Annotated in this window: 21 protein-coding genes; 10 read left to right on the top strand and 11 right to left on the bottom strand. The window is 67.0% G+C overall.

Annotated elements, in window-relative coordinates:
* Window positions 1-55 precede the first annotated feature (55 nt).
* The gene (locus GWK50_RS05555) at window positions 56-766 is read left to right on the top strand and encodes a hypothetical protein (RefSeq protein ID WP_162015683.1); all 711 of its coding nucleotides are present in this window, start codon (window positions 56-58) and stop codon (window positions 764-766) included.
* Window positions 763-930: a hypothetical protein gene (locus GWK50_RS05550; RefSeq protein WP_162015682.1), complete on the top strand. Its 168-nt coding sequence runs from the start codon at window positions 763-765 to the stop codon at window positions 928-930. Before GWK50_RS05555 ends, GWK50_RS05550 begins: the two co-directional genes overlap by 4 nt.
* Here the strand turns inward: GWK50_RS05550 and GWK50_RS05545 are convergent.
* From GWK50_RS05545 to GWK50_RS05535, 3 genes are all read right to left on the bottom strand, one after another.
* Entirely contained in the window at window positions 896-1,855 is a 960-nt protein-coding gene (locus GWK50_RS05545; RefSeq protein WP_162015681.1) for an alpha-E domain-containing protein, read from the bottom strand. The genes GWK50_RS05550 and GWK50_RS05545 overlap by 35 nt on opposite strands.
* Entirely contained in the window at window positions 1,849-3,315 is a 1,467-nt protein-coding gene (locus tag GWK50_RS05540) for a circularly permuted type 2 ATP-grasp protein (protein WP_162015680.1), read from the bottom strand. Before GWK50_RS05540 ends, GWK50_RS05545 begins: the two co-directional genes overlap by 7 nt.
* 389 nt (window positions 3,316-3,704) lie before the next feature.
* Window positions 3,705-6,182: a DNA internalization-related competence protein ComEC/Rec2 gene (locus GWK50_RS05535; RefSeq protein WP_162015679.1), complete on the bottom strand. Its 2,478-nt coding sequence runs from the start codon at window positions 6,180-6,182 to the stop codon at window positions 3,705-3,707.
* 132 nt (window positions 6,183-6,314) lie between these two features.
* On the opposite strand from GWK50_RS05535, the gene GWK50_RS05530 reads away from it, so the two are divergent.
* Window positions 6,315-6,773 carry a RidA family protein gene (locus GWK50_RS05530; RefSeq protein ID WP_162015678.1) on the top strand — a complete coding sequence of 153 codons (459 nt, stop codon included), beginning with the start codon at window positions 6,315-6,317 and terminating at the stop codon, window positions 6,771-6,773.
* 29 nt (window positions 6,774-6,802) lie between these two features.
* On the opposite strand, the gene GWK50_RS05525 is transcribed toward GWK50_RS05530, so the two are convergent.
* From GWK50_RS05525 to GWK50_RS05505, 5 genes are all read right to left on the bottom strand, one after another.
* The gene (locus GWK50_RS05525) at window positions 6,803-9,451 is read right to left on the bottom strand and encodes an EAL domain-containing protein (RefSeq protein WP_162015677.1); all 2,649 of its coding nucleotides are present in this window, start codon (window positions 9,449-9,451) and stop codon (window positions 6,803-6,805) included.
* Window positions 9,452-9,892 (bottom strand): prepilin-type N-terminal cleavage/methylation domain-containing protein, encoded by a 441-nt coding sequence (locus tag GWK50_RS20010; RefSeq protein WP_162015676.1) that lies wholly within the window; start codon window positions 9,890-9,892, stop codon window positions 9,452-9,454.
* A 153-nt stretch (window positions 9,893-10,045) separates the two neighbouring features.
* Window positions 10,046-11,833, bottom strand: a complete 1,788-nt coding sequence (locus GWK50_RS05515) for a methyl-accepting chemotaxis protein (protein WP_162015675.1) — start codon at window positions 11,831-11,833, stop codon at window positions 10,046-10,048.
* Between the two features lie 179 nt (window positions 11,834-12,012).
* Window positions 12,013-14,364, bottom strand: coding sequence for a DNA topoisomerase IV subunit A (parC, locus tag GWK50_RS05510; RefSeq protein ID WP_162015674.1), 2,352 nt, complete (start codon window positions 14,362-14,364; stop codon window positions 12,013-12,015).
* A 106-nt stretch (window positions 14,365-14,470) separates the two neighbouring features.
* Window positions 14,471-16,447 (bottom strand): DNA topoisomerase IV subunit B, encoded by a 1,977-nt coding sequence (locus tag GWK50_RS05505; protein WP_162015673.1) that lies wholly within the window; start codon window positions 16,445-16,447, stop codon window positions 14,471-14,473.
* A gap of 107 nt (window positions 16,448-16,554) precedes the next feature.
* Between GWK50_RS05505 and GWK50_RS05500 the strand changes: the two genes are divergently transcribed.
* The 5 genes from GWK50_RS05500 to bamC are packed head-to-tail and all read left to right on the top strand — an operon-like array spanning window position 16,555 to window position 20,616.
* The gene (locus GWK50_RS05500; protein WP_162015672.1) at window positions 16,555-17,772 is read left to right on the top strand and encodes an MFS transporter; all 1,218 of its coding nucleotides are present in this window, start codon (window positions 16,555-16,557) and stop codon (window positions 17,770-17,772) included.
* Window positions 17,773-17,779: 7 nt separating this feature from the next.
* Window positions 17,780-17,929 carry a hypothetical protein gene (locus tag GWK50_RS19635; RefSeq protein ID WP_197904980.1) on the top strand — a complete coding sequence of 50 codons (150 nt, stop codon included), beginning with the start codon at window positions 17,780-17,782 and terminating at the stop codon, window positions 17,927-17,929.
* Between the two features lie 43 nt (window positions 17,930-17,972).
* Complete coding sequence (locus GWK50_RS05495) at window positions 17,973-18,551, top strand: class I SAM-dependent methyltransferase (protein WP_162015671.1); 579 nt, start codon at window positions 17,973-17,975, stop codon at window positions 18,549-18,551.
* A gap of 34 nt (window positions 18,552-18,585) precedes the next feature.
* On the top strand, window positions 18,586-19,482 hold the full coding sequence (gene dapA / locus GWK50_RS05490; RefSeq protein ID WP_162015670.1) for a 4-hydroxy-tetrahydrodipicolinate synthase: 897 nt from the start codon (window positions 18,586-18,588) through the stop codon (window positions 19,480-19,482).
* Between the two features lie 39 nt (window positions 19,483-19,521).
* Window positions 19,522-20,616, top strand: a complete 1,095-nt coding sequence (gene bamC / locus GWK50_RS05485; RefSeq protein WP_162015669.1) for an outer membrane protein assembly factor BamC — start codon at window positions 19,522-19,524, stop codon at window positions 20,614-20,616.
* A 221-nt stretch (window positions 20,617-20,837) separates the two neighbouring features.
* On the opposite strand, the gene selD is transcribed toward bamC, so the two are convergent.
* On the bottom strand, window positions 20,838-21,935 hold the full coding sequence (gene selD, locus GWK50_RS05480) for a selenide, water dikinase SelD (RefSeq protein WP_242455297.1): 1,098 nt from the start codon (window positions 21,933-21,935) through the stop codon (window positions 20,838-20,840).
* A gap of 46 nt (window positions 21,936-21,981) precedes the next feature.
* On the opposite strand from selD, the gene mnmH reads away from it, so the two are divergent.
* Window positions 21,982-23,031: a tRNA 2-selenouridine(34) synthase MnmH gene (mnmH, locus tag GWK50_RS05475; RefSeq protein WP_162015668.1), complete on the top strand. Its 1,050-nt coding sequence runs from the start codon at window positions 21,982-21,984 to the stop codon at window positions 23,029-23,031.
* A gap of 97 nt (window positions 23,032-23,128) precedes the next feature.
* On the opposite strand, the gene GWK50_RS05470 is transcribed toward mnmH, so the two are convergent.
* Window positions 23,129-23,377, bottom strand: a complete 249-nt coding sequence (locus GWK50_RS05470; protein ID WP_162015667.1) for a DUF2249 domain-containing protein — start codon at window positions 23,375-23,377, stop codon at window positions 23,129-23,131.
* A 46-nt stretch (window positions 23,378-23,423) separates the two neighbouring features.
* The gene (fumC, locus tag GWK50_RS05465) at window positions 23,424-24,806 is read right to left on the bottom strand and encodes a class II fumarate hydratase (RefSeq protein WP_162015666.1); all 1,383 of its coding nucleotides are present in this window, start codon (window positions 24,804-24,806) and stop codon (window positions 23,424-23,426) included.
* A 136-nt stretch (window positions 24,807-24,942) separates the two neighbouring features.
* Here fumC and GWK50_RS05460 point away from each other — a divergent pair, with 136 nt between their 5' ends.
* On the top strand, window positions 24,943-26,493 hold the full coding sequence (locus tag GWK50_RS05460) for a fumarate hydratase (protein WP_162015665.1): 1,551 nt from the start codon (window positions 24,943-24,945) through the stop codon (window positions 26,491-26,493).
* Window positions 26,494-26,499: the final 6 nt, after the last annotated feature.

Genomic DNA, 26,499 nt, shown 5'->3' with positions numbered 1-26,499 from the left:
TCAGCGCCCGCTGCCGCCCATGTCAAAAACGCCCAGGCTGCATCGTCCTGAAGGTATGAACACACCTCCACCCCTGACCCTGCCCGCACAGCCCCCGCTGGGCCACCCTCCCGCCACCCCCTGGCACCGGCGCCTGCACCGCCTGGGCGCCCGCGTTCTGGTGGCTTTCGTGCTGCTGCACCTGCTCAACCACCTGACCGCTCTGGGCGGAGTGGCCACCCACCAACAGGTGCTGGAGGTGCTCCGATGGATTTACCGCCACCCGTGGGTGGAACCTGTGCTGCTGTTGGCCGTGCTGAGCCAGGCGGCCTCGGGCAGCCGCGCTGCCTGGGGTGCCTGGCGCGCGCCCAAGCGGCTGGGGACGGTGGAGCGCATCCAGGTGCTCTCCGGCCTGGTGCTGGGGAGTTTTCTGTCCATCCATGTCAGCGCGGTGCTGGCCGCGCGCTGGCTGCAGGGCCTGGACACCAACTTCCACTTTGCGGCGGCGGGTCTGCATATCGCGCCCTTCGGGTGGTTTTTTGCCCCGTACTACTTTGTGGGCGTGAGCGCGCTGGGCATCCACCTGGCCTGCGCGCTGTGGTGGCGGCTCGCACACCGCACGGCGGCGCAGCGACGCCGCGCGGCCTGTGCAGCGACGGCGGCGGCGTGGTCTGTGCGATACCGGCGCCGCTGCACGGGCGCGATCGCGTGGCACAGGCCCTGGTGGCGTTTGCCCGTACTTGGCAGCGCGATGCCGGTGCCCAGGCGCTGCACCCCGCATGGGTGAACGGCGCCCCAGGCGCCTTGCTGTGGAATGCCCAGGGCGTGCTGGAACAGGCCTGCGCCCTGGAATGGGACCCCCAGGGCCGGGTGCGTGGCATTTACTTCCAGCGCAACCCGCAGAAGCTGGCCGCCCTCACGACCACACCGGCACCAGGAAGTCGCGGCTGACGCCCGCGCCCAGGTCGTTGACGCGGTCCAGAAACTGCGTCAGGAACGCGTGCAGGCCCGTGGCCAGGATTTCATCGATGCGGCCGTACTGCAGATCGGCCAGCAGACGCCCGGCGCGGCGCTGTGTCTCTGCCGAATGGTCGTTGGACACCTGGGCCAGGTTGTCCACCACCTCGCGCAGGCTGGCGTGCAGCGAGCGCGGCATGTCCCTGCGCAGAATGAGCAGTTCGGCCACGCGGTCGGGGCTGATGGCGTCGCGGTACACCTTGCGATAGACCTCGAACGCCGAGACGCTGCGCAGCACGGCACTCCAGTGGTAGAAGTCCGCCTCGTGCTCGCGCGCGGGGGCCAAGCCATGGAATTCGGACTCCACGGCATGGAACTTCACGTCCAGCAGACGCGCAGTATTGTCGGCACGCTCCAAGAAAGTGCCCAGGCGCAGGAAGTGGAAGGCCTCGTCCTGCAGCATGGTGCCCAGCGTCACACCGCGCGAGAGGTGCGAACGGTACTTGACCCACTCGAAGAACTGGCCCGGATCGCGCTCGAAGGCGCGCTCGGCCAGCATGCGGTTGACCTCCAGCCAGGTCTGGTTCTGCGTCTCCCACACCTCGCTGGTGAGCGTGCCGCGCACGGCACGGGCATTCTCGCGGGCGGCGCGCAGGCAGGAGAGGATGGACGAGGGGTTGGAGCCGTCGCGCACCATGAAGTGCAGCACCCCGTCGCGCGTAACGGTGCCGTGGCGCGCGGTGTAGGCGGGGATCAACTCGCTGATCGAGAGCATGCCCAGCCAGCCCTCCTGGGCGCGCTCGGCCGACTGAGGCAGCAGCGCGGTCTCATGGACCACGTTCAACATCCGGGCGGTGTTCTCCGCTCTTTCTGTGTAACGCGACATCCAGAACAGATGGTCAGCGGTGCGGCTCAGCATGGCGTGCTCCCTTCTTCCTGCAACACCCAGGTGTCCTTGGTACCCCCACCCTGCGAGGAGTTGACGACGAGCGAGCCCTCCTTGAGCGCCACGCGCGTGAGGCCGCCCGCCACCATCTGCACCTTGGTGCCTGACAGCACAAAGGGCCGCAGGTCGATGTGGCGCGGCGCCAGGCCGCTGTCCACGAAGGTGGGGCAGCTCGACAGGCTCAGCGTGGGCTGCGCGATGTAGCGCGCCGGGTCGGCGATGAGGGCGCGGCGGAAGTCCTCGATCTCGGCGCGCGTCGCGGCCGGGCCGATGAGCATGCCGTAGCCCCCGGCGCCGTGCACCTCCTTGACCACCAGCTCATTCAGGTGGGCCAGCACGTACTGCAGGTCTTCGGGCTTGCGGCACATCCAGGTGGGCACGTTGTGCAGGAGGGGTTCTTCGCCCAGGTAGAAACGGATCATCTCGGGCACGTAGGGATAGACCGATTTGTCGTCCGCCACGCCCGTGCCCACGGCGTTGCACAGGGCCACGTTGCCCGCACGGTAGGCGCGCATCAGCCCGGCGCAGCCCAGGGTGGAGCCGCTGCGGAAAACCTGCGGATCGAGGAAGTCGTCGTCCACGCGGCGGTAGATCACGTCCACGCGCCGCAGGCCGCGCGTGGTGCGCATGTAGATGAAATCGTCCTGCTCCACCAGATCCAGCCCTTCCACCAATTCGACGCCCATTTGCTGGGCGAGGAAGGCGTGCTCGAAGTACGCGCTGTTGTACATGCCCGGCGTGAGCACCACCACCGTGGGCGCCGCAGCGGCAGCGGGCGGCGCCATGGCGCGCAGGGTTTCCAGCAACAGGTCGGGGTAATGGGCCACGGGCGCAACGGCGTGCTGGCTGAACAGTTCGGGGAACAGCCGCATCATCATCTTGCGGTTTTCCAGCATGTAACTCACGCCGCTGGGCACGCGCAGGTTGTCTTCCAGCACGTAGTACTGGCCTTCGCCCTGGGCGTTGGCGGCACGCACGATGTCGATGCCCGCAATGTGCGCGTACACACCGTGGGGCACGGGCGCACCCTGCATCTGAGTGCGGTACTGGGCGTTGTGCAGCACCAGCTCGGCGGGCACGATGCCTGCACGCAGAATGTCCTGACCGTGGTACAGGTCGTGCAAAAAGCGGTTGAGCGCCGTCACGCGCTGCACCAGGCCGCGCTCCATCCAGGCCCATTCGGCCGCAGGGATGATGCGTGGCACCAGGTCAAACGGAATGAGGCGCTCGCTGCCCACGCCCTCCTCATCCTTGTCGCCGTACACGGCAAAAGTGATGCCCACGCGCCGGAAGATCATCTCCGCCTCGGCGCGGCGGGACTGCATGGACAGCGCGGGCTGCTGCGCCAGCCAGTGCGCATAGCGCTTGTAGTGCTCACGCACATCACTGCCGTCGAACGGCAGCAGGGCGTACATCTCGTCGAACTTGGACATGGGCCTGGCCCCTCCTTGCCAGCAGGATAGCAAGTTGCGGGCCACAAGATAGAGAACACCCCCCTGCGTCGCTTCGCGCCTTCCCCCCTCTCTCGAATCGCTGCGCGATTCGGGAGGGGGGACGCTCCCGGCGCGGCGGGGCGGCCCTTGCGCGGGAGCCCTGGCTGAAGCCACGCCCGCTGCATGCGATCGAGGATGGAGAACACACCCCTTATCGTCTTCGGAGCCCCCTCTCCCCCTGCCCCTCTCCGACCAGGGGAGAGGGGATATCACCTCCCCCCCTCGCGGGGGAGGGGTCAGGGGAGAGGGGGGACGCTCCCGGCGCGGCGGGGCGGCCCTTGCGCGGGAGCACTGGCGGGGGGGCCGCCCCATATCGGCAGCGTCGGGGACTACCAGCGGTGCTGCCAGTAGCGCTGGCGCTCTTGGCGCTCGCAGCGCACCTCGGCGGGCTGGTGCGACGCCCAGAGCGCCGCACCACAGCGCGCCGACTCCACCACGGCAATGCCGCGCGCCTGCAGGCGTGCCAGCACTTCAGGGGCCGGGTGCCCAAAGCGGCTGCGGTAGGCGGCCTGCACCAGCGCGGTGCGCGGCTGCACGGCATCGAGGAAGGCGGGGCTCGACGAGGTCTTGCTGCCGTGGTGGGGCAGCAGCAGCACGTCAGCCTGCAGTGGCGCTGCCTGGGCCACCAGCAGTTGTTCCTGCGCGGCCTCGATGTCGCCCGCCAGCAGCGCCACGGCGCCGCCCGCACTGCGCACGCGCAGCACGCAACTGAGGGCGTTGCTGCGCGCCGGTCTGGTGCCTTCAGGCGGGCTGGCGGCAGGCGGGTGCAGCAGCTCGAACTGCACGCCATCCCAGGTCCACTGCTGGCCTGCCACGCAGGGGCTGATTTCGCCCAGGACCTGCAGCGCGGCATCACCGGCCACAGAGCCCACCAGTCGCGCCTGGGGTTGCTGCGCCCGCACGGCGGCGGCGCCCCCGGTGTGGTCGCTGTCGCGGTGGCTGAGCATGATCAGGTCCAGCCGCTCGCCCTGTGCGCGCAGCAAGGGCACCAGTACGCGGTCGCCCGCATCGCTGTCCAGGCTGTAGCGCGGGCCGGTGTCGTACAGCAGGCTGTGCGTGGCCGTGCGCAGCAGCACCGCATTGCCCTGGCCTACGTCGGCAGCCAGCAGATCGAACTGCCCCTCCAGCGGACGCGCAGGCTGCCACAGCAGCACCGGCAGCAACAAAGGCAGCCCCAACAGGCGCAGCGCCCAAGGCAGTCGCAGCACCATCCACAAGCCGCCCAGCACCGCCGCCACGCCCACCCCCCAGGGCGCCACAGGCAACCACAGCGATGCCGCTGGCCACGCCGCAAGCCACTGCAAAACCGCCACCAAACCCTGCACCGCCCACAGTGCGGCCTGCCACAGCGGCGCCCACAGCACCCCGGCCAAGGCCAGCGGCGTGACCACCAGCGTGACCCACGGTATGGCCAGCAGGTTGGCCACCATGCCTACCAGCGACACCTGCCCAAAGAACAGCAGGCCCAGCGGCGTGAGCGCCAGCGTCACCACGGCCTGCTGGCGCAGCATTGCAACAAAATAGCCTTTAACGCCCGTGGAATAAGCGCCAGCAGCTATTAAATTACTAGCAAACAATGCCGCAACCGCTACAAAGCTGAGCCAGAACCCCGGCTGCAGCAAGGCCCAGGGGTCGGCCAGCGCCACCACCGCGCAAGCCAGCAACCACACCTGCGGCCAGGGCCAGCGCCGCCCCGACAGGCGCAGCAGCACCACCGTGGTCAACATGGCCACCGTGCGCTGCGCGGGCACACCCCAGCCGCTGAACAGCGCGTACAGCCCCGCCAGCAGCAAGCCGCCCACCAGCGCCGCCGAGGGTGCAGGCCACGCCAGGCACAGGCGCTGCGAGCGGCGCCAGGCAGCCCCCACCGCCGCAGCGGCGAGCCAGGCAAACAGCGTGATGTGCAGGCCCGAGATGCTCATCAGGTGGGACACGCCGGTGGTGCGGAACAGATCCCACTCGCTGCGCTCGATGGCGCGCTGGTCCCCGGTGACCAAGGCCGCCACCACACCCGCCAGGCGCTGCTGCTGCGCATCGGTGGCGTCGGGGGCCAGGTAGTCAAAAATGGCGTCACGCACCGCCTGGCGCACGCGCTCCACCGGGTGGCGCCAGGTGTGCGCCAGGCGCTGCGGCACCTCGTCGCGCGGGCCTGCGCGCACGTAGCCGGTGGCGCCCACGCCCTGCTCCCACAACCACAGCTCGTAGTCAAACCCCTGCGGGTTGCGCGCGCCATGGGGCTGCTTGAGGCGCACCGTGAGCGCCCAGCGCTCGCCCGCACGCAGGTCGCCGCTCAGGCGCTGCGGCTGCGCGCTGTCGGCCGACTCCTGCAGCACGCCGTGGTACCAGCCCAGGTCCACCCGCGCGGGCGGGCGCACGGGCTGACCGTTGAACGTGGCGGACTCGACCGCCACGCGCAGGCGCACCCCGTTGGAAGTGGGCTGGGGCATGGCAGCCAGGGTGCCGACGATGCGCAGGTCCTTGCCCTGCAAATCGGCACCGAGCTGCTGCGCCTGCTGCTGCAGGGCGCGCAGGCCAGTGGCGGCAAACGCCAGGCCGGCCGCCGCCAGCAAGGCCCAGAACCAGGAGGCGCGCCCCCCGCGCCGACCCGCCAGTTGCACCATGCACCACAGCAGTCCCGGCAAAGCCACCGCCAGGTACACCGGGGCAGCACCCAGTTGCGGCTGCTGCAACTGGACAAGAACACCCACCACCACCCCGGCGCACAGGGCCGTGCCGTGCCACGCCCTGGGTACAGTGGCGGCCTCAAGCACAGGGACCTGGTGCGGTGGGACGACGGAGTGCTCCATGCGCAGATGCTAATGCCGCATGAAAGCCCGGCCCAAAGGCGTGCCGCCACGGCCGGGCCTGTGTACCATGCCCAGCAGCCCGCCCCCGCTGGAGCGGCATTGCCCTTTGTTCTGTTTTACCCGAGGTACCCCATGAGCGTTTACGACAAGCTTTCCGAACTGAACATCACCCTGCCCCCCGTGAGCGTGCCCGCCGCAGCCTACGTGCCCTACGTGCAGACAGGCAACCTGGTGTTTCTGAGCGGCCACATCGCGCGCAAGGACGGCAAGCCCTGGGCTGCGCAGTTTGGCCGCGATATCAGCACCGAAGAAGGCAAGCTGGCCGCACGCTCCGTGGCCATCGACCTGATGGGCACGCTGCAGGCGGCCTGCGGCGGCGACCTGAACCGCGTCAAGCGCATCGTCAAGGTGATGAGCCTGGTCAACTCCACCGGCGACTTCACCGAACAGCACCTGGTGACCAACGGTGCCAGCGAGCTGCTGGGCCAGGTCTTCGGCGAAGCCGGTGTGCACGCACGCAGCGCCTTTGGCGTGGCCCAGATTCCGCTGGGTGCGTGCGTCGAGATCGAGCTGATTGCGGAACTGGGCTGAGACCCACGGCACCCCAGGGTGGCAAGTGGCTAAGGCGCCGTGCGGGACGGCTGCGGGGTGACGGCCAGAAGGGCTTCCAGTTCGGCTGCCGTCTGCGGCTTGCCAAAGAGGTAGCCCTGCAGTTCATCCACCCCCAGCCCCTGCAGCAGTGCCGCCTGCTCGGGGGTCTCCACCCCTTCCGCCACCACGCGCTTGTCGAGCGCCTTGGCCAAGGCGACGATGGCGGTGGCAATGGCCAGCGCAGGGCGCTCCACCCCGAAGGCAAACACAAAGCTCTTGTCGATCTTGAGGGTGTCGAACGGCAGTTGGCTCAGGTAGCTCATGGCCGAGTAGCCCACACCGAAGTCGTCCAGCGCAATGGCCACACCCAGCGCACGCAATGCGGCCAGGCGCTCGACGGCGGTATCGACATCGCGAATGAGCGCGCCCTCGGTGATTTCCAGTTCCAGTTCACCGGGCTGGATGTGGAACTCCTCCAACAGGGCCTGCAGTTGCGCAGGCAGCGCAGGATCGGCCAACTGCAAGGGTGAAAGATTGACGGACAGATGGCGCACCGGATGGTTCGGGATGCTGCGCCACTGCTGGAATTGCCCAAGGGCCTGGCGCAACACCCAGCGCCCCAGTTCGAGAATGAACTCCGACTCCTCCGCCAGGGCAATGAAGATCTCGGGCGAGACGAACCCCTTGTCCGGGTGACGCCAGCGCAGCAAGGCCTCGACCGACGCGATTTGGCCATGGGTACCCGCCACGCGCGGCTGGAACACCACAAACATCTGTCCGTCTGCCAACGCATGGCGCAGGTCGCGCCGCAGCAGCATGCGTTCGTCCAGCTCTGCATTGAGTGCGTGGTCGAACTCCACCAGCATGTGGCGACCGGAACTCTTGGCGCTGTACATGGCCAGATCGGCATACTTGAGCAGGTCTGCATGCGTGCTGCCATGCTCGGGGAACAGGGACATGCCAAAACTCGCGGTCAGATGGAGCTTGCGCGGCGGCACCACCACAGGCTGGCGTACCGCCTGCATGACGGCATCGATGGTGCCGCGATAGCTGCGACTGGCATCGGCGGGCAGCACAAAGACAAATTCGTCACCCGCAGGCCGCCCTATGGCCAAGGCACTGGCCCCCATGCAATGCAGCAGCCGCGCAGCAACCTCCTTGAGCACACTGTCGCCCACATCGTGGCCATAGGCATCGTTGATTTCCTTGAACCCATCCAGGTCCATGTACACCACGGCAAAGCCCGCGGCGCTGTCCTGTGCCTGCGCGCCGTATTGCCTGGCCAGTTGGTCGATGGTCTCCACCAGCCCGTATCGATTGAGCAAACCGGTCAGGCTGTCACGGGTGGCACGCTCGCGCAATTGCTGCTCGCGCTGTTCGGCATGCAGTGCCACGACCAGCCGCTGGCGAAAGGCGCCCAGTTCGCGCACAGCCCGCTCGGGCGCCACCGGAACCCGGGCCACACGCAGCCACACCCGCTGGGTTTGCGTCTGCGCCACCGGCAGGTCCACCCAGGGCTGGCCAGCAAGGGCCTCCGTGTGAGGCCCCCCGGCGTGCCCACCGCCACCGGGGGCGGTGGCGGGGCGGCGTTCCAGCGTCCCATCCGGCAGAAGGGCCAGCGCCCAGGGGGATGGCTCACCGTCTGGCCATTGCACCACGCAGGCCGCACCGCCACAGGCGGCCATGTCCAGATGCGCCAGCGTCAGCCGCACTACCTCCTCAAAGGGGCGCTGGTCCACGATGGCCCGGTCCATTTGCGCGAGCAATTGGAACAACTGAAGGTCATGCCCCACCTCTTCGGTCATGGCGTTGAAGGAATCCGCCAAGTCGGTGAATTCGCTGCGCGGCCCGGCAATGCGCACCCTGCGGCTGAAATCGCCACGCTGCATCGCACGCGTTCCCGACATCAAGGCATCCAGCGGCTGGGTCAGCTTGCGCAGCAGGACCGAACTGGCGGCCAGGGCCAGCAAAAAGGCGATGCCTGCCACATTGCCCACCAGGGCCGCAGTCCCGATGGGCAGATGGCGCTCCACGCTCGGTGCCAGCATGGCCGTCACTGTCCAGGAAGGCGTATCGAGGTACGGGCGGAAGAAGATCTCGCGTTCACTGCGGATCACCGCCGCGCCTGTCTCCTGCACGCCCTGGCAGTAGGGCCGCGCAAAACCAGCACCGGAGAAACAGATCCGATGGGTGCCGGACTGCGCGTTTTCCCACAGGTACTCGGCGTTGAGCGTGCCGTGCACCCGCCATGGCTCCATCGGCACCACCAGTTCCACTGCGGGCGGCGTGTCTGGCACATCACCGTCCTGCACGCGGAGCGAAGCCAACGCACCCTTTCCCACAGGCAATACCGAGGCCGAAGCTTCCACGCGCACATTGGAAAAAACCACGGCCATCCGCTCGCTCAGCGCGGTCGGTGGGGTGCCTGCGGCCAGACTTTGCGCATGGATACGCAGAAGGCTCTCGGCAGCGCGCAGCCGGTCGATCAGGTTGATGCCCACCGCCTTGGTCATTTCGCTGCTCAGCTGCGAGGCCGACTGACGCACAATGTAATCGGTCAGTTGGTAGGCCAACAGGGAGACAGCCCCCACCAATACTGCCACCAGAAAGAAGAAGGCAGCAAAGAGCCTGCGTCCCACGCGGCTTTGCAGAAAGGTGCTTGCCGCACTCCAGCGCATTCAATAATCCTCTGCCACCCCAACAAAGCCACCGTTGTTGGCACGGATGATGTCATCGCGGCTGGCCTTTGCCGTCAGCGGGGTCTGGCTGGCGCCATCGGGTCCCATGCTGTAGAGGTCGTAATCACTGTTGAGGGGGTGCAAGGACTTGTCCTTGCGCTTTTGGCCGACCTTCGCACCATCCATGGATAGGTATCGGTAGGGCGCGCCCCAGGGATCCAGGGGCACGCTGCCCAAAGCGGCAAGACTGGCGGGGTAGGCGCCCACGGCCATGAACACCCGATCCAGCCGCAGGCTGATTTCCAGAATGTCCTTCTTGGCCGCAGCGATCTTGGCCTTGCGCAGATAGGACTCGTAGCTGGGCACCGCAATGGCGGCCAACAAGCCGACCAATGCCACCGCAATCATCAACTCCACCAAGGTGACGCCCAGGGTCCGCATCCCGCCGCGTTGCCTCGCCCTCCTTCGGTGCCGCAAGTGGCCTGCAAAGGAGGCCCATGAAGAAGCGCTCATGCTCTGATCGCCGCCTCCATGGGACGCAAAAAGACCCTGACTGCGTGGCCGGAGGCAGACAACCCATTCATCCTGGAAACCTCAGAAAGACTCCCAATCGTCCTCATTGGCGCGCGCTGCGGGTCGTGCAGGCGCAGCAGAAGCCGCCTTGCCTGCGGGCGGCGACGACGGGCGGGCGGCGGCCAGACGCGGGGTGCTGGCTGGCGCTGCTGCTGCCTTGCCCTGCAGCGGGCGTGCTGCCGGCGCCGCCACCGGCTTGGCAGGCGCAGGCGCGGGGGTCGGTGCGGGGGCATGCCTGCGCGGCGCCGCCATGGCATCGGCCGCAGCACCACTGACCTTGAACTGCGACACCGCCTGCGCCAGTTGTTCTGCTTGCTCGCGCAGGCTTTGGGCGGCGGCGGTGCTTTCTTCGACCAGTGCGGCGTTCTGCTGCGTCATCTGGTCCAGATTTCCCACGGCCTGGTTGACCTGGGCGATGCCAGCGCTCTGCTCGGTCGAGGCGGCAGTGATCTCTCCGATCATGTCGGTCACGCGCTGCACGGATTGCACAATGTCCTGCATGGTGCTGCCGGCCTGCTGCACCAGGCCGGAACCGGCCTCGACCTTCTCGACCGACACACCGATGAGCTGCTTGATCTCCTTGGCCGCCTCGGCACTGCGCCCGGCCAGGCTGCGCACCTCGCTGGCCACCACGGCAAAGCCGCGGCCCTGCTCGCCCGCACGGGCGGCCTCCACGGCGGCATTCAAGGCCAGGATGTTGGTCTGGAAGGCAATGCCGTCGATCACGCCAATGATGTCGGCAATCTTGCTGCTGCTGCGCTGGATTTCCTCCATGGTGGAGACCACCTGCGAGACCACATCGCCCCCCTTGCGTGCCACGCTGGCCGCTCCATTGGCCAGGCTGCTGGCCTGCTGGGCACTTTGGGCGCTTTGCTGGATGGTGCTGGTGAACTGCTCCATGGCGGCCGCCGTTTCCTGCAGGTTGCTCGACGTCTGTTCGGTACGGGCCGACAAGTCGTGGTTGCCCTGGGCAATTTCGGAGCTGGCAGTGGCAATGCTGTCGGTGCTTTGGCGCACCTGGTACACCATGCGACCCAGGCTTTCGCTCATGGAATTCAGGGCGCGCAGCAGGTCGCCAAATTCGTCGCCCCGCACCACGGCTTCCTGCGAACTGAGGTCGCCCGCAGCGATGCGCTGGGCCAGCGTCTGCGCCTGTGCCAGCGGCTGCTGGATGCTGCGGATCAGGAAGTAGGCCCCCAGGCCGATGCCCGCCAGCACCAGGGCCACCATCACGCCGGCCAGTTGCACGGTGCGCATGCGATCCGAGCCCAGCTCGGACTGGCGCTGCGCCGCGTACTTTTGCTGCAGATCCACAAAATCGCGCAAGGACTGCAGGTAGGCCGCCACCGCCGGGTTGTAGGACTGCTTGACCAGCGCAATGGCTTCGTCGTTGCGACCCTCCCCCTTCATTTGGGTGGCCTGCTTGCGCAGTTCCAGCATCGCGCTGCGTGCGGCGGCGATCTTGGCCATCTGGGCCTTGTCGGCCTCGGTGAGGTTCATGGCCTCCAGCGCTTTTTGCACCTGGCTGATCTGCGCCGAAGTGGCGGCAATCACCTCCTTGAACTCACCCTCGACGGCCGGGTCGCTGCTCACGATCATGGCCTGGGTGCGGGCGGCATTGGTTTCGGTCAGGCCCTGCCACTTGAGCGCCGACTCCACCCGCGTGGCCAGTTCGCGGGTCACGGCGTCGGCCTGCGCCTGGGATTTGGACGAGCGATAGCCCGCAAAACCTACCACCGACACCAGCAGGACGATGATGGCGAGCACGGCCAGCCACAGTTTGTGGCCCATGCGCAGGTTATTGGTCATGTTTTTCTCCGGTGGGGCTTGGCTACACCAAATCGATGTCTGGCGTATTTATGTGACCAAGTGTACGCCGATCTAGCGGCAATTCCAGCCCCACCCGAACGCCCGAACGCCCGAACGCCCGAGTGCCCGAGTGCCACGCTGGGCCATGGGGCCCGAGGTGCGCGGACGGCCTTGCCGCCTCACTCCACCCGGGTAATGGCCGACGGCTTGAAGCCCAGATCCGCCGCCTTGCCCTTGCGCCCACGCGCTGCACGGGCGTTGTTCAGGCTGCGGATTTCGAGCTGCTCCTCGCGCAGCTTGCCGCCCCGGCCCACGCCTTCGATGCGGATGCTGCGCGTGTAGGCGGCTGCGCCGGCCAGGCGGTCCTTGTCTTCCAGGTCGATGAGCATGAGGCCGCGGCCGCCCTTCTCGAGCGTCTTGAGTTCGCCGATGTCAAAGCTCAGGATGCGCCCCCCCACCGAGGCACAGACCACATGCGTGGCGGGCGCCAACGGCTGGCTGGCGCTGCTGTGCGCCACATGCGAGGGTGCGCACACGGTGTCGCCCTCGCCCAGGCTGATGAAGGCCTTGCCGCCGCGCTGGCGCGACAGCATGTGCTCCACGGTGGCCAGAAAGCCGTAGCCGCCCGAGCTGGACAACAGCAGCTGCGCTGTGGCCGGGCCGGCAAAGTAGTGCGCAATGCTGCTGCCGGGCTCCAGCTCGATCAGCGTGGTGACGGGCTGCCCGTCGCCACGCGCACCGGGCAGTTGCGCCACCGGCACCGAGTAAATGCGGCCGTTGCTGCCTAACACGAGCAAATGGTCCACCGTGCGGCATTCAAAGGTGCCGTACAGGCCGTCGCCCGCCTTGAAGGCAAAGCTCGCCGCCTCGTGGCCATGGCCGGTGCGTGCGCGCACCCAGCCTTTTTGCGAAACGATCACGGTAACCGGCTCATCGACCACCTTCACTTCGGCCACGGCCTTCTTCTCGGCCTGGATGAGGGTGCGACGCGCATCGCCAAACTGCTTGGCGTCTGCCTCGATCTCGCGCACCATCAGGCGGCGCAGCGAGGCCGGGTTGGCCAGAATGTCTTCGAGCTTGCCCTGCTCCTCGCGCAGCTCCTTGAGCTCCTGCTCGATCTTGATGGCCTCCAGGCGGGCGAGTTGGCGCAGGCGGATTTCCAGAATGTCCTCGGCCTGCCGGTCGCTCAGGGCAAAGCGCGCAATCAGCGCGGCCTTGGGGTCTTCGGCGGCACGGATGATGGCAATCACCTCATCGATGTTGAGCAGCACCATCTGCCGCCCTTCGAGGATGTGGATGCGATCCAGCACCTTGTCCAGGCGGTGCTGCGTGCGGCGGGTGATGGTGGTCTGGCGGAAGGCGATCCACTCCTCCAGCATCTGGCGCAGCGACTTCTGCACCGGCTTGCCGTCGATGCCCACCATGGTCAGGTTGATGGGCGCCGAAGTCTCCAGGCTGGTGTGTGCCAGCAGCGCGGTGATCAGCTCCTGCTGCGGCAGCTTGCCGGTCTTGGGCTCGAAGACGATGCGCACCGGCGCGTCCTTGCTCGACTCGTCGCGCACGCCGTCGAGCACGGCCAGCATGCTGGCCTTGAGCTGCGTCTGATCCTGCGTGAGCGCTTTCTTGCCGGCCTTGACCTTGGGGTTGGTGATGTCCTCGATCTCTTCCAGCACCTTTTGCGCCGACACACCGGGCGGCAGCTCGGTCACCACCATCTGCCACTGGCCACGCGCCAGGTCTTCGATCTTCCAGCGCGCGCGCACCTTGAGGCTGCCGCGGCCGCTGCGGTAGGCTTCCTGGATGTCGGCCGCCTGGCTGATGATCTGGCCGCCGCCGGGGTAGTCTGGTCCGGGCACCAGGGCGAACAGCTCGTCGTCCGTGAGCTTGGCGTTTTTCACCAGGGCCACGCAGGCGTCGGCCACTTCACGCAGGTTGTGGCTCGGGATTTCGGTGGCCAGGCCCACGGCAATGCCGCTGGCGCCATTGAGCAGCGCAAACGGCAGGCGCGCAGGCAGCTGGCGCGGCTCCTGCGTGCTGCCGTCGTAGTTGGGCACAAAGTCCACCGTGCCCATGTCGATCTCATCGAGCAGCAGGGTGCTGATGCGCGAGAGCCGTGCCTCGGTGTAGCGCATGGCCGCCGCGCCATCGCCGTCGCGGCTGCCGAAGTTGCCCTGGCCGTCGATCAGCGGGTAGCGCTGCGAAAAGTCCTGCGCCAGGCGCACCAGCGCGTCGTAGGCCGACTGGTCGCCGTGCGGGTGAAAACGGCCCAGCACATCGCCCACCACCCGGGCGCTCTTGACCGGCTTGGCCGCCACGTTGCGGCTGGGGCCGCTGTAGCCCAGGCCCATGCGGTCCATGGCATACAGAATGCGGCGCTGCACCGGCTTGAGGCCGTCGCACACATCGGGCAGCGCACGGCCCTTGACGACGGACAGCGCGTACTCCAGGTAGGCGCGTTGGGCGTAGCTGGCAAGCCCAGGCTCGCCGTCGGCTGCGGAGGGTTGGAGGTCGAGGGTGGGTTGGTCGCTCATGCGGAGGGTTCCTGCGCAACGGGGCTGATACCTGTGAAGGCACCCGAAACGCTATGATTTTAATAGCTACTGACGCTTGTATATATTGCCTTGGAGGCCAAAAACACTACACATCCACCTCTACCGCATCCCCATGCAGCTCCATCAGCTCACGGCGCGCGGCGGCTTCGCCCTTGCCCATGAGCTTGGTGATGAGGCCTTCGGTGGCGGCAAAGTCCAGGTCGCCCAGTTGCACGGGCAGCAGGCGCCGGGTGTCGGGGTTGAGGGTGGTGTCCCAGAGTTGCTCGGCGTTCATTTCGCCCAGGCCCTTGAAGCGGCTGATCGGGCATTTCTCGGGCGGCACGCCGTCCTTGGCGCATTTGTCGAGGATGGCGGTGAGCTCGCCCTCGTCCAGCGCGTACATCTTGGCCGCGGGCTTCTTGCCGCGCGCGGGCACATCCACGCGGAACAGCGGCGGGCGCGCCACATAGATGTGGCCGGCCTCGATGAGCTTGGGGAAGTGGCGGAAGAACAGCGTGAGCAGCAGCACCTGGATGTGCGCGCCATCCACGTCGGCATCGCTGAGGATGCAGATCTTGCCGTAGCGCAGGCCCGACAGGTCGGGGGCGTCGTTGGGGCCGTGCGGATCGACGCCGATGGCCACGGCAATGTCGTGCACCTCGTTGTTCTTGAACAGCAGGTCGCGCTCGACCTCCCAGGTGTTCAGCACCTTGCCGCGCAGCGGCAGCACGGCCTGGCATTCCTTGTCGCGGCCCATCTTGGCGCTGCCGCCGGCCGAGTCGCCCTCCACCAGAAACAGCTCGTTGTGCGCGAGGTCGCGGCTTTCGCAATCGGTGAGCTTGCCCGGCAGCACGGCCACGCCCGAGCCCTTGCGCTTTTCCACCTTCTGGCCGGCCTTCTGGCGCGTCTGCGCCGCCTTGATGGCCAGTTCGGCCAGCTTTTTGCCGTAGTCCACATGCTGGTTGAGCCACAGCTCCATGGCCGGGCGCACAAAGCTGGAGACCAGGCGCACGGCGTCGCGCGAGTTCAGGCGCTCCTTGATCTGACCCTGGAACTGCGGGTCCAGCACCTTGGCCGAGAGCACATAGCTGGCGCGCGCAAATACGTCCTCGGGCAGGAGCTTGACGCCCTTGGGCAGCAGGCTGTGCAGTTCGATGAAGCTCTTGACGGCCTGGAACAGCCCATCGCGCAGGCCGCTGTCGTGCGTGCCACCGGCGCTGGTGGGGATGAGGTTGACGTAGCTCTCGCGCACCGGCGCGCCTTCTTCGGTGAAGGCCACGCAGCAGGCCGCGCCCTCGCCTTCGGCAAAGCTGTCGTGCCCTGCATCGGCAAAGCCTTCGCATTCGAACAGCGGAATCACCGGGTCGGCGCTCAGCGTCTGGGCCAGGTAGTCGCGCAGGCCGCCCTTGTACTGCCAGGTCTGCGTTTCGCGGGTTTTCTCGTTGGCCAGGGTGACCGACACGCCGGGCATCAGCACGGCCTTGCTGCGCAGCAGGTGCGTGAGTTCGCCCAGCGGCAGGTTGCTCGATTCAAAGTATTTGGCGTCGGGCCACACGCGCACCGTAGTGCCCTGCTTGCGCTCGCCCGCCTCCAGCGGGCGCGCCACCAGGGGCTCGACCACGTCGCCGCCGGCAAACACCAGGCGCGCGGCCTGGCCTTCGCGGTGGCTGGTGGCCTCCAGACGGGTGGCCAGCGCGTTGGTCACGCTCACGCCCACGCCGTGCAGGCCGCCCGAGAAGCTGTAGGCACCGCCCTTGCCCTTGTCGAACTTGCCGCCCGCGTGCAGGCGGGTGAACACCAGTTCGATCACCGGCGCCTTTTCCTCAGGGTGCAGGCCGAAGGGAATGCCCCGGCCGTCGTCCTCCACGCTGACCGAACCATCGGCATGCAGCGTCACCTTGATCTTTTTGCCAAAGCCCGCCAATGCCTCGTCGGCGGCGTTGTCCAGCACCTCCTGAATGATGTGCAAGGGGTTGTCGGTGCGGGTGTACATGCCCGGGCGCTGCTTGACGGGCTCCAGGCCCTTGAGCACGCGGATCGAGCCTTCGGAGTATTCGGATGCGGAAACGGGTTTGACTGCCATGGGCGCGGATTGTAGTGCTGTATGAAATCACAGGCATGTCATTGCACCGTGCTGTACCGGCGAAGGCTGTACCGGCACAAAACGCCGCATCCCGTTACATTGCGGGAATGTCCTTGAGCCCTCCCAAGCTTTCCATGTTCCAGGTGCTGGCCTGCGGTGCCGCCATCGTGACCCTGTCCATGGGCATACGCCACGGCTTCGGCCTGTGGCTGCAGCCCATCACGCAGGCCATGGGCTGGACGCGCGAGTCGTTCGCGCTGGCCCTGGCCATCCAGAACATCGCCTGGGGCCTGGTGGGTGTGTTCGCGGGCATGGCGGCCGACCGCTTCGGTGCGTTCCGAGTGCTCGTCGTGGGCGCCATCCTCTACGGCCTGGGCCTGGTGGGCATGGCGCTGTCACCCACCACCCTGCTGTTCGCCCTGACCACCGGCCTGCTCATCGGCGCGGCGCAGGCGGGTACCACCTATGCGGTGATCTATGGCGTGCTGGGGCGCCAGATTGCCCCCGAGAAGCGCTCCTGGGCCATGGGCGTGGCGGCGGCAGCGGGTTCGTTCGGGCAGTTCCTCATGGTGCCGGTGGAGGGTTTCCTGATCTCCAGCCTGGGCTGGCAGGACGCGCTGCTGGCGCTCTCACTGCTGGTGCTGCTGATCATCCCGCTGGCGCTGGGCCTGCGCGAGCCGGGCTTCCGGGGCGCAGCACCCGCGCAGCGCAGCCAGAGCGTGGGCCAGGCGCTGGCCGAGGCCGTGCGCACGCCCAGCTTTGGGCTGCTGACGGTGGGCTACTTCGTCTGCGGCTTCCAGGTGGTGTTCATTGCGGTGCACATGCCCAGCTACATCAAGGACCTGGGCCTCTCGCCCCAGGTGGCGAGCTTCTCGCTGGCGCTGATCGGGCTGTTCAACGTGTTCGGCACCTACATCGCGGGCTCGCTGGGCCAGCGCATGCCGCGCCGCTTCATCCTGGCCTTCATCTATATGGCGCGCTCGGTGGTCATCGTGGTCTTCCTGCTGGTGCCGATCTCGCCGATGTCGGTGTACGTGTTCTCGGCCGTGATGGGCATGCTGTGGCTCTCCACCGTGCCGCCCACCAACGCCACCATCGCGCAGATCTTCGGCGTGCAGCACCTGTCCATGCTGGGCGGCCTGGTGTTCTTCAGCCACCAGATCGGCAGCTTCATGGGTGTGTGGCTGGGCGGCGTGCTGTACGACCGCACGGGCAGCTACGACATCGTCTGGTACATCTCCATCGGCCTGGGCGTGCTGGCCTGCCTGGTCAACCTGCCCGTGCGCGAGCAGCCGCTGCAGCGCACGGCGCCCCAACCTGCCTGATCCGGCCATGGACTCCACCACGCCCCCCACCCTCCGCCCCTGGCGCCGCTGGCTGGGCTGGGCGCTGGTGCTGCTCGCGCTGCTGGCGGTGCTCCTGCTCTACCGCGACCCCGGCTTCATGCTCATGCTGGCAGACCAGGTGTGGGCCTGTTTTTAGGCAAAATCGGCCTCCAGCGCTTATTCATCAAGCGCGAAAAGCTATGAATTTTATAGCAACCCCCTTCCCCGCCCGAGGCCCGGACGCCCCTTCCGAATGGGTGCGCCGCTGGTCGCACCTGGTGCCGTCCGGTGCGCCGGTGCTCGACGTGGCCTGCGGCGCAGGCCGGCACCTGCGCTGGTTCCAGGCACTGGGCCATCCCGTGACGGGCATCGACCGCGACCCGCTGGCCGTGCAGGCGGCAGCCGAGGTGGGCGAAGCCATTGCCGCTGACATCGAGCACGGCCCCTGGCCGCTGGCGGGCCGCAGCTTTGGCGCCGTGGTGGTCACGAACTACCTCTGGCGCCCGCTGCTGCCCACCATCGTGGACAGCGTGGCACCCGGTGGCGTGCTGCTCTACGAAACCTTCGCCTGCGGCAACGAGACCGTGGGCCGCCCTGCGCGGCCCGACTTTCTGCTGCGCCCCGGGGAACTGCTCTCGGCCTGCACTCTGCTGCGTGTGGTCGCTTACGAGGATGGCTTCCTCGATGGACCAGCGCGTTTCGTGCAACGCATCACGGCAGTGCGTGTGGCAGAGGACGGACTGTCACCGGCACGCCATCCCTTGCGCGCACTCTCCTAGTTAGAATGCTCTTTTACCGTTTTTGACTGCGGACATGACCTCTCCCACCGCCCCCCTCACCGGCAGCATCGTCGCCCTCGTCACCCCCATGCACGAAGATGGCAGCGTGGACTACGCCCAGCTTCGCAAACTGATCGACTGGCACATTGCGGAGGGCACCGACTGCATCGGCGTGGTGGGCACCACGGGCGAATCGCCCACGGTGAACGTGGAAGAGCACTGCGAGATCATTCGCGTGGCTGTGGAGCAGGCCGCCAAGCGCGTGCCCATCATGGCCGGCTGCGGCGCCAATTCGACGGCTGAAGCGATCGAGCTGGCCAAGTTCGCCAAGAAGGTCGGCGCAGACAGCCAGTTGCAGGTCGTGCCCTACTACAACAAGCCCACGCAAGAGGGCCAGTACCTGCATTTCAAGGCGATTGCCGAAGCCACGGGCGACCTGCCCATCGTGCTGTACAACGTGCCCGGCCGCTCGGTGGCCGATATGCTGCACGACACCGTGCTGCGCCTGGCGCAGGTGCCCGGCATCATCGGCATCAAGGAAGCCACGGGCAACATCGAGCGTGCACAGTGGCTGATCCGCGATGTGCCCAAGGGCTTTGCCGTGTATTCGGGCGACGACCCGACCGCCGTGGCACTGATGCTGTGCGGCGGTCAGGGCAACATCAGCGTGACGGCCAACGTGGCCCCGCGCCTGATGCACGAACTGTGCATGGCCGCCATCGCCGGTGACATCAAGCGCGCCATGGAAATCCAGTTCCGCCTCATGCCCGTGCACAAGCACTTGTTCGTCGAGGCCAACCCCATTCCCGTGAAGTGGGCCATGGCCCGCATGGGCCTGTGCGGCGGCACACTGCGCCTGCCCATGACGCCCTTGAGCCAAGGCAACGAAGCCGTCGTCGAGGGCGCGCTGCGCGCCGCCGGCCTGCTGTAATTCATCCGCTGCGTTCAGCGTTTCAAGAGGATTAGCCGCGTGAACAACTCCGCACGACTGGGCCTGCTCGGCCTGACCATCGCCCTGGGCGCCTGCTCGGTGCTGGAAGGCGACAAGATCGACTACAAGAGCGCCTCCAAGGGCTCCACGCTCGAAGTGCCGCCCGATCTCAAGACGCTGTCACGTGACACGCGCTACACCGTGCCCGGTGGCGTGGTCTCGGCCAACGCCATGCAAGCCAACCAGGCGGCGCAGCCGTCGGGGCCGGCAACCGCACTGTCCTCCCTGGGTGACGTGCGCATCGAGCGCAACGGCAACCAGCGCTGGCTGGTGGTCAACCGCCCGGCCGATCAACTTTGGGACCCAGTGCGCGAGTTCTGGCTGGAAAACGGTTTTACCCTGGCGCTGGACCAGTCCAACATCGGCATCATGGAAACCGACTGGGCCGAGAACCGCGCCAAGATCCCGCAGGACTTCATCCGCAATACCCTGGGCAGGGTGCTCGATTCGCTCTACTCCACCGGCGAGCGTGACAAGTTCCGCACCCGCCTGGAGCGCAACGCCCAGGGCGGCACCGAAATTTACGTCAGCCACCGGGGCATGCAGGAGGTGTTCAACACCAGCACCAAGGAAACCACCGTGTGGCAGCCCCGTGCGGCCGACCCCGAGCTGGAAGCCGAATTCCTGCGCCGTCTGCTGGTCAAGCTCGGCGTCAGCCAGGAACAAGCCAAGGCCGTGGCGGCTACACCGGCAGCACGTGCGTCGTCTTCCCGCGTTGGCAATGTGGGCGGCGTGCCCGTGGTGCAGATCGACGAAGGCTTTGACCGTGCCTGGCGCCGCGTGGGCCTGGCGCTGGATCGCACCGGCTTCACCGTGGAAGACCGCGACCGCAGCCAGGGCCTGTACTTCGTGCGCTATGTGGCCCCCAAGGGCGACAAGAAGGAGCCGGGCTTCCTGGGCAAGCTGATGAGCTTTGCCTCGTCGGAGAAGGCCGTGCCACCGCTCAAGTACCGCATTGTGGTGCGCAGCCAGGGCGAGGCCACCACCGTTTCCGTGCTCAACGCCGCAGGCGCTCCCGAATCATCGGCCAATGCCGAAAGCATCGTGCGCGTGCTGGCCGACGACCTGAAGTGAAGCACCCCCCTGAGGCCCTGCGGGCCTTCCCCCCGCTCTCGCAGCGCTGTGCGTTGCGGGCAGGGGGACGCCACCAGTGCGGCGGGGCGGCCCTTGCACGGTGGCCGCTGGCCTGGGGCGCACCGGTTTCATGCGTCGCGGTTAGTGCACGCACCATGAAAAACTGAGATAAGACCCTGTGCGCCGCCGCCCAGGAGGCGGCTGTGCCCTTGGCGGGCAGTTCAGGCGAAGGCCAGACGCGATCCGCGATCGTGTTCGCAGGCCTGCATGCGTCCCACCACGGCGGCCTGGGCAAACCCGCTGGATTGAAAGGCCTGCAGCACGGCGGGCGCCGCACTGGCGGCGCAGCTCACCAGCAGGCCACCGCTGGTTTGCGGATCGGTGCACAAGGTACGTTGCCATTCAGGCGCGTCGGCGGGCCAGTCCACATCGCTGCCATAGGCGGCCCAATTGCGACCCGAGGCCCCCGTCGCCACACCCTCGCGGGCCCATTGCACTGCACTGCCGATCAGCGGCAGGCTTGCCAGCTCCACCTGGGCCGACAGGCCCGAACCACGGCAAATCTCCAGCAAATGGCCTGCCAGGCCGAAGCCGGTCACATCGGTCATGGCATGCACACCGTCCATCTGCCCCAGCGCAGCGCCCACGCGGTTGAGCTGTGTGGTGTGGCGCAGCATTTCGGCGTAGCCCGCGCCGTCGAGCTGGCCCTTCTTGAGCGCCGCCGACAACACCCCCACCCCTAGTGGCTTGCCCAGCACCAGCACGTCGCCCGCCTGTGCATCGGCGTTGCGCCGCACGCGGTCGGGGTGCACCAGGCCCAGGCCCACCAGGCCGTAGATGGGCTCGAGCACATCGATGGAATGCCCGCCCGCAATGGGAATGCCTGCCTCGCGGCAGACGGAAGCGCCGCCTTCGAGCACACGGCCGATGACCTCGGGCGCGAGCTTGGCAATGGGCATGCCGACCAGCGCCAGCGCCAGGATGGGCGTGCCGCCCATGGCGTAGATGTCGGACAGCGCGTTGGTCGCAGCAATGCGGCCAAAGTCGTAGGGATCGTCAACGATGGGGGTGAAAAAATCGGTGGTTGCCACCAGCGCCTGGGTGGCATTGAGGCGGTACACCGCGGCGTCGTCGGCGGTTTCAGTGCCCACCATCAGCTCGGGCGGTACCAGGCCCTGGGGTGCGCGGGCCAGGATCTCACGCAACAGGCCGGGCGCAATCTTGCAGCCACAGCCGCCCCCGTGGGCAAACTGGGTAAGCTTGGGGGATTCTTCAAAGGGTATGGCTGCATCCATCATGGAGCGGATTGTGCCAGCCATGGTTTCCATCCATCCATGTCCGCATGCTCCTGCAGGAGTTCTTTCCATGAGCCCACGCGGCCCCGTCAGCGTACTTGAACGCCACACTTTTGACACCCTGATCGACGTGCGCTCGCCCGCCGAATATGCGCTGGACCACATTCCCGGCGCTATCAACTGCCCCGCGCTGGACAATGAGGAGCGCCACATCGTCGGCACGCTGTACAAGCAGCAAGGTGCCTTTGAGGCACGGCGCGTGGGAGGCGCCATGGTGGCGGCCAACATCGCGCGCCACTTGCGCGAGCGCTTTGCCGACCAGCCCGCGTCCTGGCGACCGCTGGTGTACTGCTGGCGCGGCGGTATGCGCAGCAGTTCGGTGGTGCAGTGGCTGCGCTTGGTGGGCTGGGACGCCCAGCAACTTGCAGGCGGCTACAAGGCCTGGCGCCGACATGCGATCACGCTGCTGGAAACGATTTGCCCGCAATTGCCGCTGCGCGTGCTGTGCGGCCCCACGGGCAGCGCCAAGACACGCATCTTGCATGCACTGGCCAGGCAGGGAGCGCAGGTCATCGACCTGGAAGGCTGCGCACGGCACCGGGGCTCAGTGCTGGGCACGCTGCCGGGCGTAGCCCAGCCCTCGCAAACGGCCTTTGAAACCCTGCTGGCCCAACAGGTGGAAGGGCTGGACACCAGCCGCCCGGTGTACGTGGAGGCCGAGAGCAGCCGCATCGGCCGCCTGACGGTGCCAATGCCGCTGATCCGCCACCTGCGCGCCAGCCCTTGCATTGAGATCCAGGCCGGCACCAGCGAACGGCTGGCCTTCCTGCTGCGCGACTACGCCCACTTGGGTGATGACCGTGCCGCACTGGTGCAGACACTGGGCACGATGCGCGAACTGCATGGCCAGCAGGTCATCGATCGCTGGCAGGCCTGGGCTGCCGAAGGCGCGCTGCAACCGTTGTTCGCCGAGCTGATGGCCTTGCACTACGACCCGCTGTACGCACGCTCGCAAAGCACCCATCTGTACCAATGGGCGCAGCGCCAACCGGTGCAGGCGCAGAACCTCACGGACGAGGGCATCGCCAGAGTGGCCCGGGACATCCTGGCGTTGCCATGAAACACCGGCACCCAGGCGACTTGCAAGAACCCAAAGGAAAAATGCCTCCAGCGCAATATCGACGGGCGCTGGAAGCTATGTTTTTGATAGCAGCCGCTTACTGGCGGATGAAGTCGATCATGATCGCGCCGGGTTCCCGCTGCAGGTACTCGATGCGCACGCCGTTGCCGTAGCGCATCTGCATCTGGTGCAGCAGCGGCAGCGGGTCGTGGTCGTTCATGAACCGCATGGTTTCGCCGGGGTTCAGGGCGTCCAGCGCACCAAAAATCGCGGCATGGCGAAAGCGCTTGGCGACACCACGGGCGTCAAACGGGTAGATCGCTTCAGGGGTGGAATGGTCGTGCATGGTTAAAGATTCACAAAAAATGAATCTTAAGTATAAACCGGTTTGCTCAACCCACCATGCGCTCGGGCACCACCCATTGGTCGAACTGCTGTGCAGTGACAAAGCCCGTGGCAATGGCCGCCTCGCGCAGGCTGGTGCCCTCCTGGTGCGCCTTCTTGGCAATGGCGGCCGCCTTGTCGTAGCCGATGTGGGGGTTGAGCGCCGTCACCAACATCAGCGAGCGCTGCACCAGCTCGGCAATGCGTTCGCGCTGGGGTTCGATGCCCACGGCACAGTGGTCGTTGAAGCTCACCATGCCATCAGCCAACAGGCGCACGCTTTGCAGGAAGTTGTGCGCCACCATGGGCCGGAACACGTTCAGCTCGAAATTGCCCGAGGCCCCGCCCATGTTGATGGCCACATCGTTGCCCATCACCTGGCAGCACAGCATGGTCAGCGCTTCGCACTGCGTGGGGTTGACCTTGCCGGGCATGATGGACGAGCCGGGCTCGTTCTCGGGGATGGTGATTTCGCCGATGCCGCTGCGTGGCCCACTGGCCAACCAGCGCACATCGTTGGCCACCTTCATCAGGCTGGCTGCCAGCGTCTTGAGCACGCCATGGGCGTGCACCAGGGCATCGCAGGTGGCCAGGGCCTCGAACTTGTTGGGCGCCGTGACAAAGGGCAGCCCGGTGCGCCGCGCCAGTTCGTGGGCCACGGCTTCGGCATAGCCCTTGGGCGCGTTCAGGCCCGTGCCCACGGCCGTGCCGCCCAGTGCCAGTTCGCACAAGTGCGGCAGAGCGGCACGCACATGCTTTTCTCCCTGGGCCAGTTGCGCCACCCAGCCCGAGATTTCCTGGCCCAGCGTCAGCGGGGTGGCGTCCTGCAGGTGGGTGCGGCCGATCTTGACGATGCCGTCGAAATCGCGGGCCTTGCGCTCCAGCGTGCCGCGCAGCAGGGCCATGGCAGGCAGCAGGCGCTGCGTCAGCGCATCCACCGCTGCCACATGCATGGCGGTGGGGAACACGTCGTTGCTGGACTGGCTGCGGTTCACATCATCGTTGGGATGGACCTTGCGGCCCTCGCCGCGCTCGCCGCCCAGCAGCTCGCTGGCGCGGTTGGCCAGCACCTCGTTGACGTTCATGTGGGTCTGCGTGCCCGAGCCGGTCTGCCACACCACCAGCGGAAACTCCTGCGCGTGCAGGCCGTCGATCACCTCCTGCGCAGCGGCCACGATGGCATCGGTCTTGTCGCGCGCCAACAGGCCCAGCGCATGGTTGACCGTGGCCGATGCCTGCTTCACCAACGCCAGCGCCCGAAGGATCTCCTGCGGCTGGCGCTCGCCGGAAATGGCGAAATGGAGCAAGGAGCGCTGCGTCTGCGCCCCCCAAAGCCGGTGCGCAGGCACCTCGATGGGGCCCAAGGTATCGCGTTCGGTACGGAAGTTCATGGCAGACCTCGCAATGAAACCATCGACAGCAGAGTGCCCCCAGCCACCCCACATGCACCGGGCAAGGGTCGCGTCAGCGGGCAGCGGCGATAATTGGTGGGTTTCCCCACACTCCACCGCAGAGTATCGCCCCACCATGACCACCATCCGCCAAGAAGACCTGATCGAGTCCATCGCCGCTGCGCTGCAGTACATCAGCTACTACCACCCGGCCGACTACATCCAGCATCTGGCCCGCGCCTATGAACGCGAGCAGAGCCCCGCCGCCAGGGACGCCATGGCGCAGATCCTGACCAACAGCAAGATGAGCGCCTACGGCCACCGCCCCATCTGCCAGGACACGGGCATCGTCAACGTCTTCCTCAAGGTGGGCATGAACGTGCGCTGGGAAGGCTTCACCGGCAGCCTGGAGGACGCCATCAATGAAGGCGTGCGCCGTGGCTACAACCACCCCGACAACATGCTGCGCGCCTCTGTCGTGGCCGACCCCCTGTTCGCACGCAAGAACAACAAGGACAACACGCCCGCCGTCATCTTCTCCGAGATCGTGGCCGGCGACACACTGGACATCACGGTCGCGGCCAAGGGCGGCGGCAGCGAGAACAAGTCCAAGATGATCATGATGAACCCCAGCGACAACCTGGTGGACTGGGTGCTCAAGACCGTGCCCACCATGGGCGCTGGCTGGTGCCCACCGGGCATGCTGGGCATCGGCATCGGCGGCACGGCAGAAAAGGCTGTCCTGCTGGCCAAGGAAAGCCTGATGGACGACCTGGACATGTACGAGCTGCAGGCCAAGAACGCTCGGGGCGAGAAGCTCACCCAGGTGGAAGAGCTGCGCCTGGAACTGTTCGAGAAGGTCAATGCCCTGGGCATCGGCGCGCAGGGCCTGGGGGGCCTGACCACCGTGCTGGACGTGAAGATCAAGATGTACCCCACGCACGCCGCCAGCAAGCCTGTGGCCATGATCCCCAACTGCGCGGCCACGCGCCACGCCCATTTCGTGATGGACGGCTCCGGCCCGGTCTATATGGACCCACCCAGCCTGGACCTGTGGCCCAAGGTGGACTGGGAACCCAACACCGAGACCAGCAAGCGCGTGGACCTCAACACGCTCACCAAGGAAGAGGTCGCAAGCTGGAAGCCGGGCCAGACCCTGCTGCTCAACGGCAAGATGCTCACCGGCCGCGACGCGGCGCACAAGCGCATCCAGGACATGCTGGCGAAGGGCGAGAAGCTGCCCGTGGACTTCACCAACCGCGTGATCTACTACGTCGGCCCCGTCGATCCGGTCGGTGACGAAGTCGTCGGCCCCGCAGGCCCGACCACCGCCACGCGCATGGACAAGTTCACCGACATGATGCTGGCCCAGACCGGCCTGATCGCCATGGTCGGCAAGGCCGAGCGCGGCCCCACCGCGATCGAGGCCATCAAGAAGCACCAGAGCGCCTACCTGATGGCCGTGGGCGGCGCCGCCTACCTGGTCTCCAAGGCCATCAAGGGTGCCAAGGTGGTGGGCTTTGCCGATCTGGGCATGGAGGCCATCTACGAATTCGACGTGGTGGACATGCCCGTGACCGTGGCTGTGGACGCCGGTGGCACCAGCGCCCACATCACCGGCCCGGCCGAGTGGCAAAAGCGCATCGCCACGGGCGAATTCAAGGGCATCAGCGTCAACGCGGGCTGACGGCAC

It is taken from the genome of Acidovorax sp. 210-6, assembly GCF_010020825.1.
Lineage (GTDB): Bacteria > Pseudomonadota > Gammaproteobacteria > Burkholderiales > Burkholderiaceae_C > Simplicispira > Simplicispira sedimenti.
The sequence above is the reverse complement of the archived record's forward strand: the minus strand, read 5'-3'. Positions and strand labels throughout refer to the sequence as shown.

Bases quoted from the DNA above. Each gene is read 5' to 3' on its own strand.
- GWK50_RS05555 (WP_162015683.1), top strand. From the start codon at position 56: ATGAACACACCTCCACCCCTGACCCTGCCCGCACAGCCCCCGCTGGGC.
- GWK50_RS05545 (WP_162015681.1), bottom strand. From the start codon at position 1,855: ATGCTGAGCCGCACCGCTGACCATCTGTTCTGGATGTCGCGTTACACA.
- GWK50_RS05540 (WP_162015680.1), bottom strand. From the start codon at position 3,315: ATGTCCAAGTTCGACGAGATGTACGCCCTGCTGCCGTTCGACGGCAGT.
- GWK50_RS05535 (WP_162015679.1), bottom strand. From the start codon at position 6,182: ATGGAGCACTCCGTCGTCCCACCGCACCAGGTCCCTGTGCTTGAGGCC.
- GWK50_RS05530 (WP_162015678.1), top strand. From the start codon at position 6,315: ATGAGCGTTTACGACAAGCTTTCCGAACTGAACATCACCCTGCCCCCC.
- GWK50_RS05525 (WP_162015677.1), bottom strand. From the start codon at position 9,451: ATGCGCTGGAGTGCGGCAAGCACCTTTCTGCAAAGCCGCGTGGGACGC.
- GWK50_RS20010 (WP_162015676.1), bottom strand. From the start codon at position 9,892: ATGCGGACCCTGGGCGTCACCTTGGTGGAGTTGATGATTGCGGTGGCA.
- GWK50_RS05515 (WP_162015675.1), bottom strand. From the start codon at position 11,833: ATGACCAATAACCTGCGCATGGGCCACAAACTGTGGCTGGCCGTGCTC.
- parC (WP_162015674.1), bottom strand. From the start codon at position 14,364: ATGAGCGACCAACCCACCCTCGACCTCCAACCCTCCGCAGCCGACGGC.
- GWK50_RS05505 (WP_162015673.1), bottom strand. From the start codon at position 16,447: ATGGCAGTCAAACCCGTTTCCGCATCCGAATACTCCGAAGGCTCGATC.
- GWK50_RS05500 (WP_162015672.1), top strand. From the start codon at position 16,555: ATGTCCTTGAGCCCTCCCAAGCTTTCCATGTTCCAGGTGCTGGCCTGC.
- GWK50_RS19635 (WP_197904980.1), top strand. From the start codon at position 17,780: ATGGACTCCACCACGCCCCCCACCCTCCGCCCCTGGCGCCGCTGGCTG.
- GWK50_RS05495 (WP_162015671.1), top strand. From the start codon at position 17,973: ATGAATTTTATAGCAACCCCCTTCCCCGCCCGAGGCCCGGACGCCCCT.
- dapA (WP_162015670.1), top strand. From the start codon at position 18,586: ATGACCTCTCCCACCGCCCCCCTCACCGGCAGCATCGTCGCCCTCGTC.
- selD (WP_242455297.1), bottom strand. From the start codon at position 21,935: ATGGCTGGCACAATCCGCTCCATGATGGATGCAGCCATACCCTTTGAA.
- mnmH (WP_162015668.1), top strand. From the start codon at position 21,982: ATGAGCCCACGCGGCCCCGTCAGCGTACTTGAACGCCACACTTTTGAC.
- GWK50_RS05470 (WP_162015667.1), bottom strand. From the start codon at position 23,377: ATGCACGACCATTCCACCCCTGAAGCGATCTACCCGTTTGACGCCCGT.
- fumC (WP_162015666.1), bottom strand. From the start codon at position 24,806: ATGAACTTCCGTACCGAACGCGATACCTTGGGCCCCATCGAGGTGCCT.
- GWK50_RS05460 (WP_162015665.1), top strand. From the start codon at position 24,943: ATGACCACCATCCGCCAAGAAGACCTGATCGAGTCCATCGCCGCTGCG.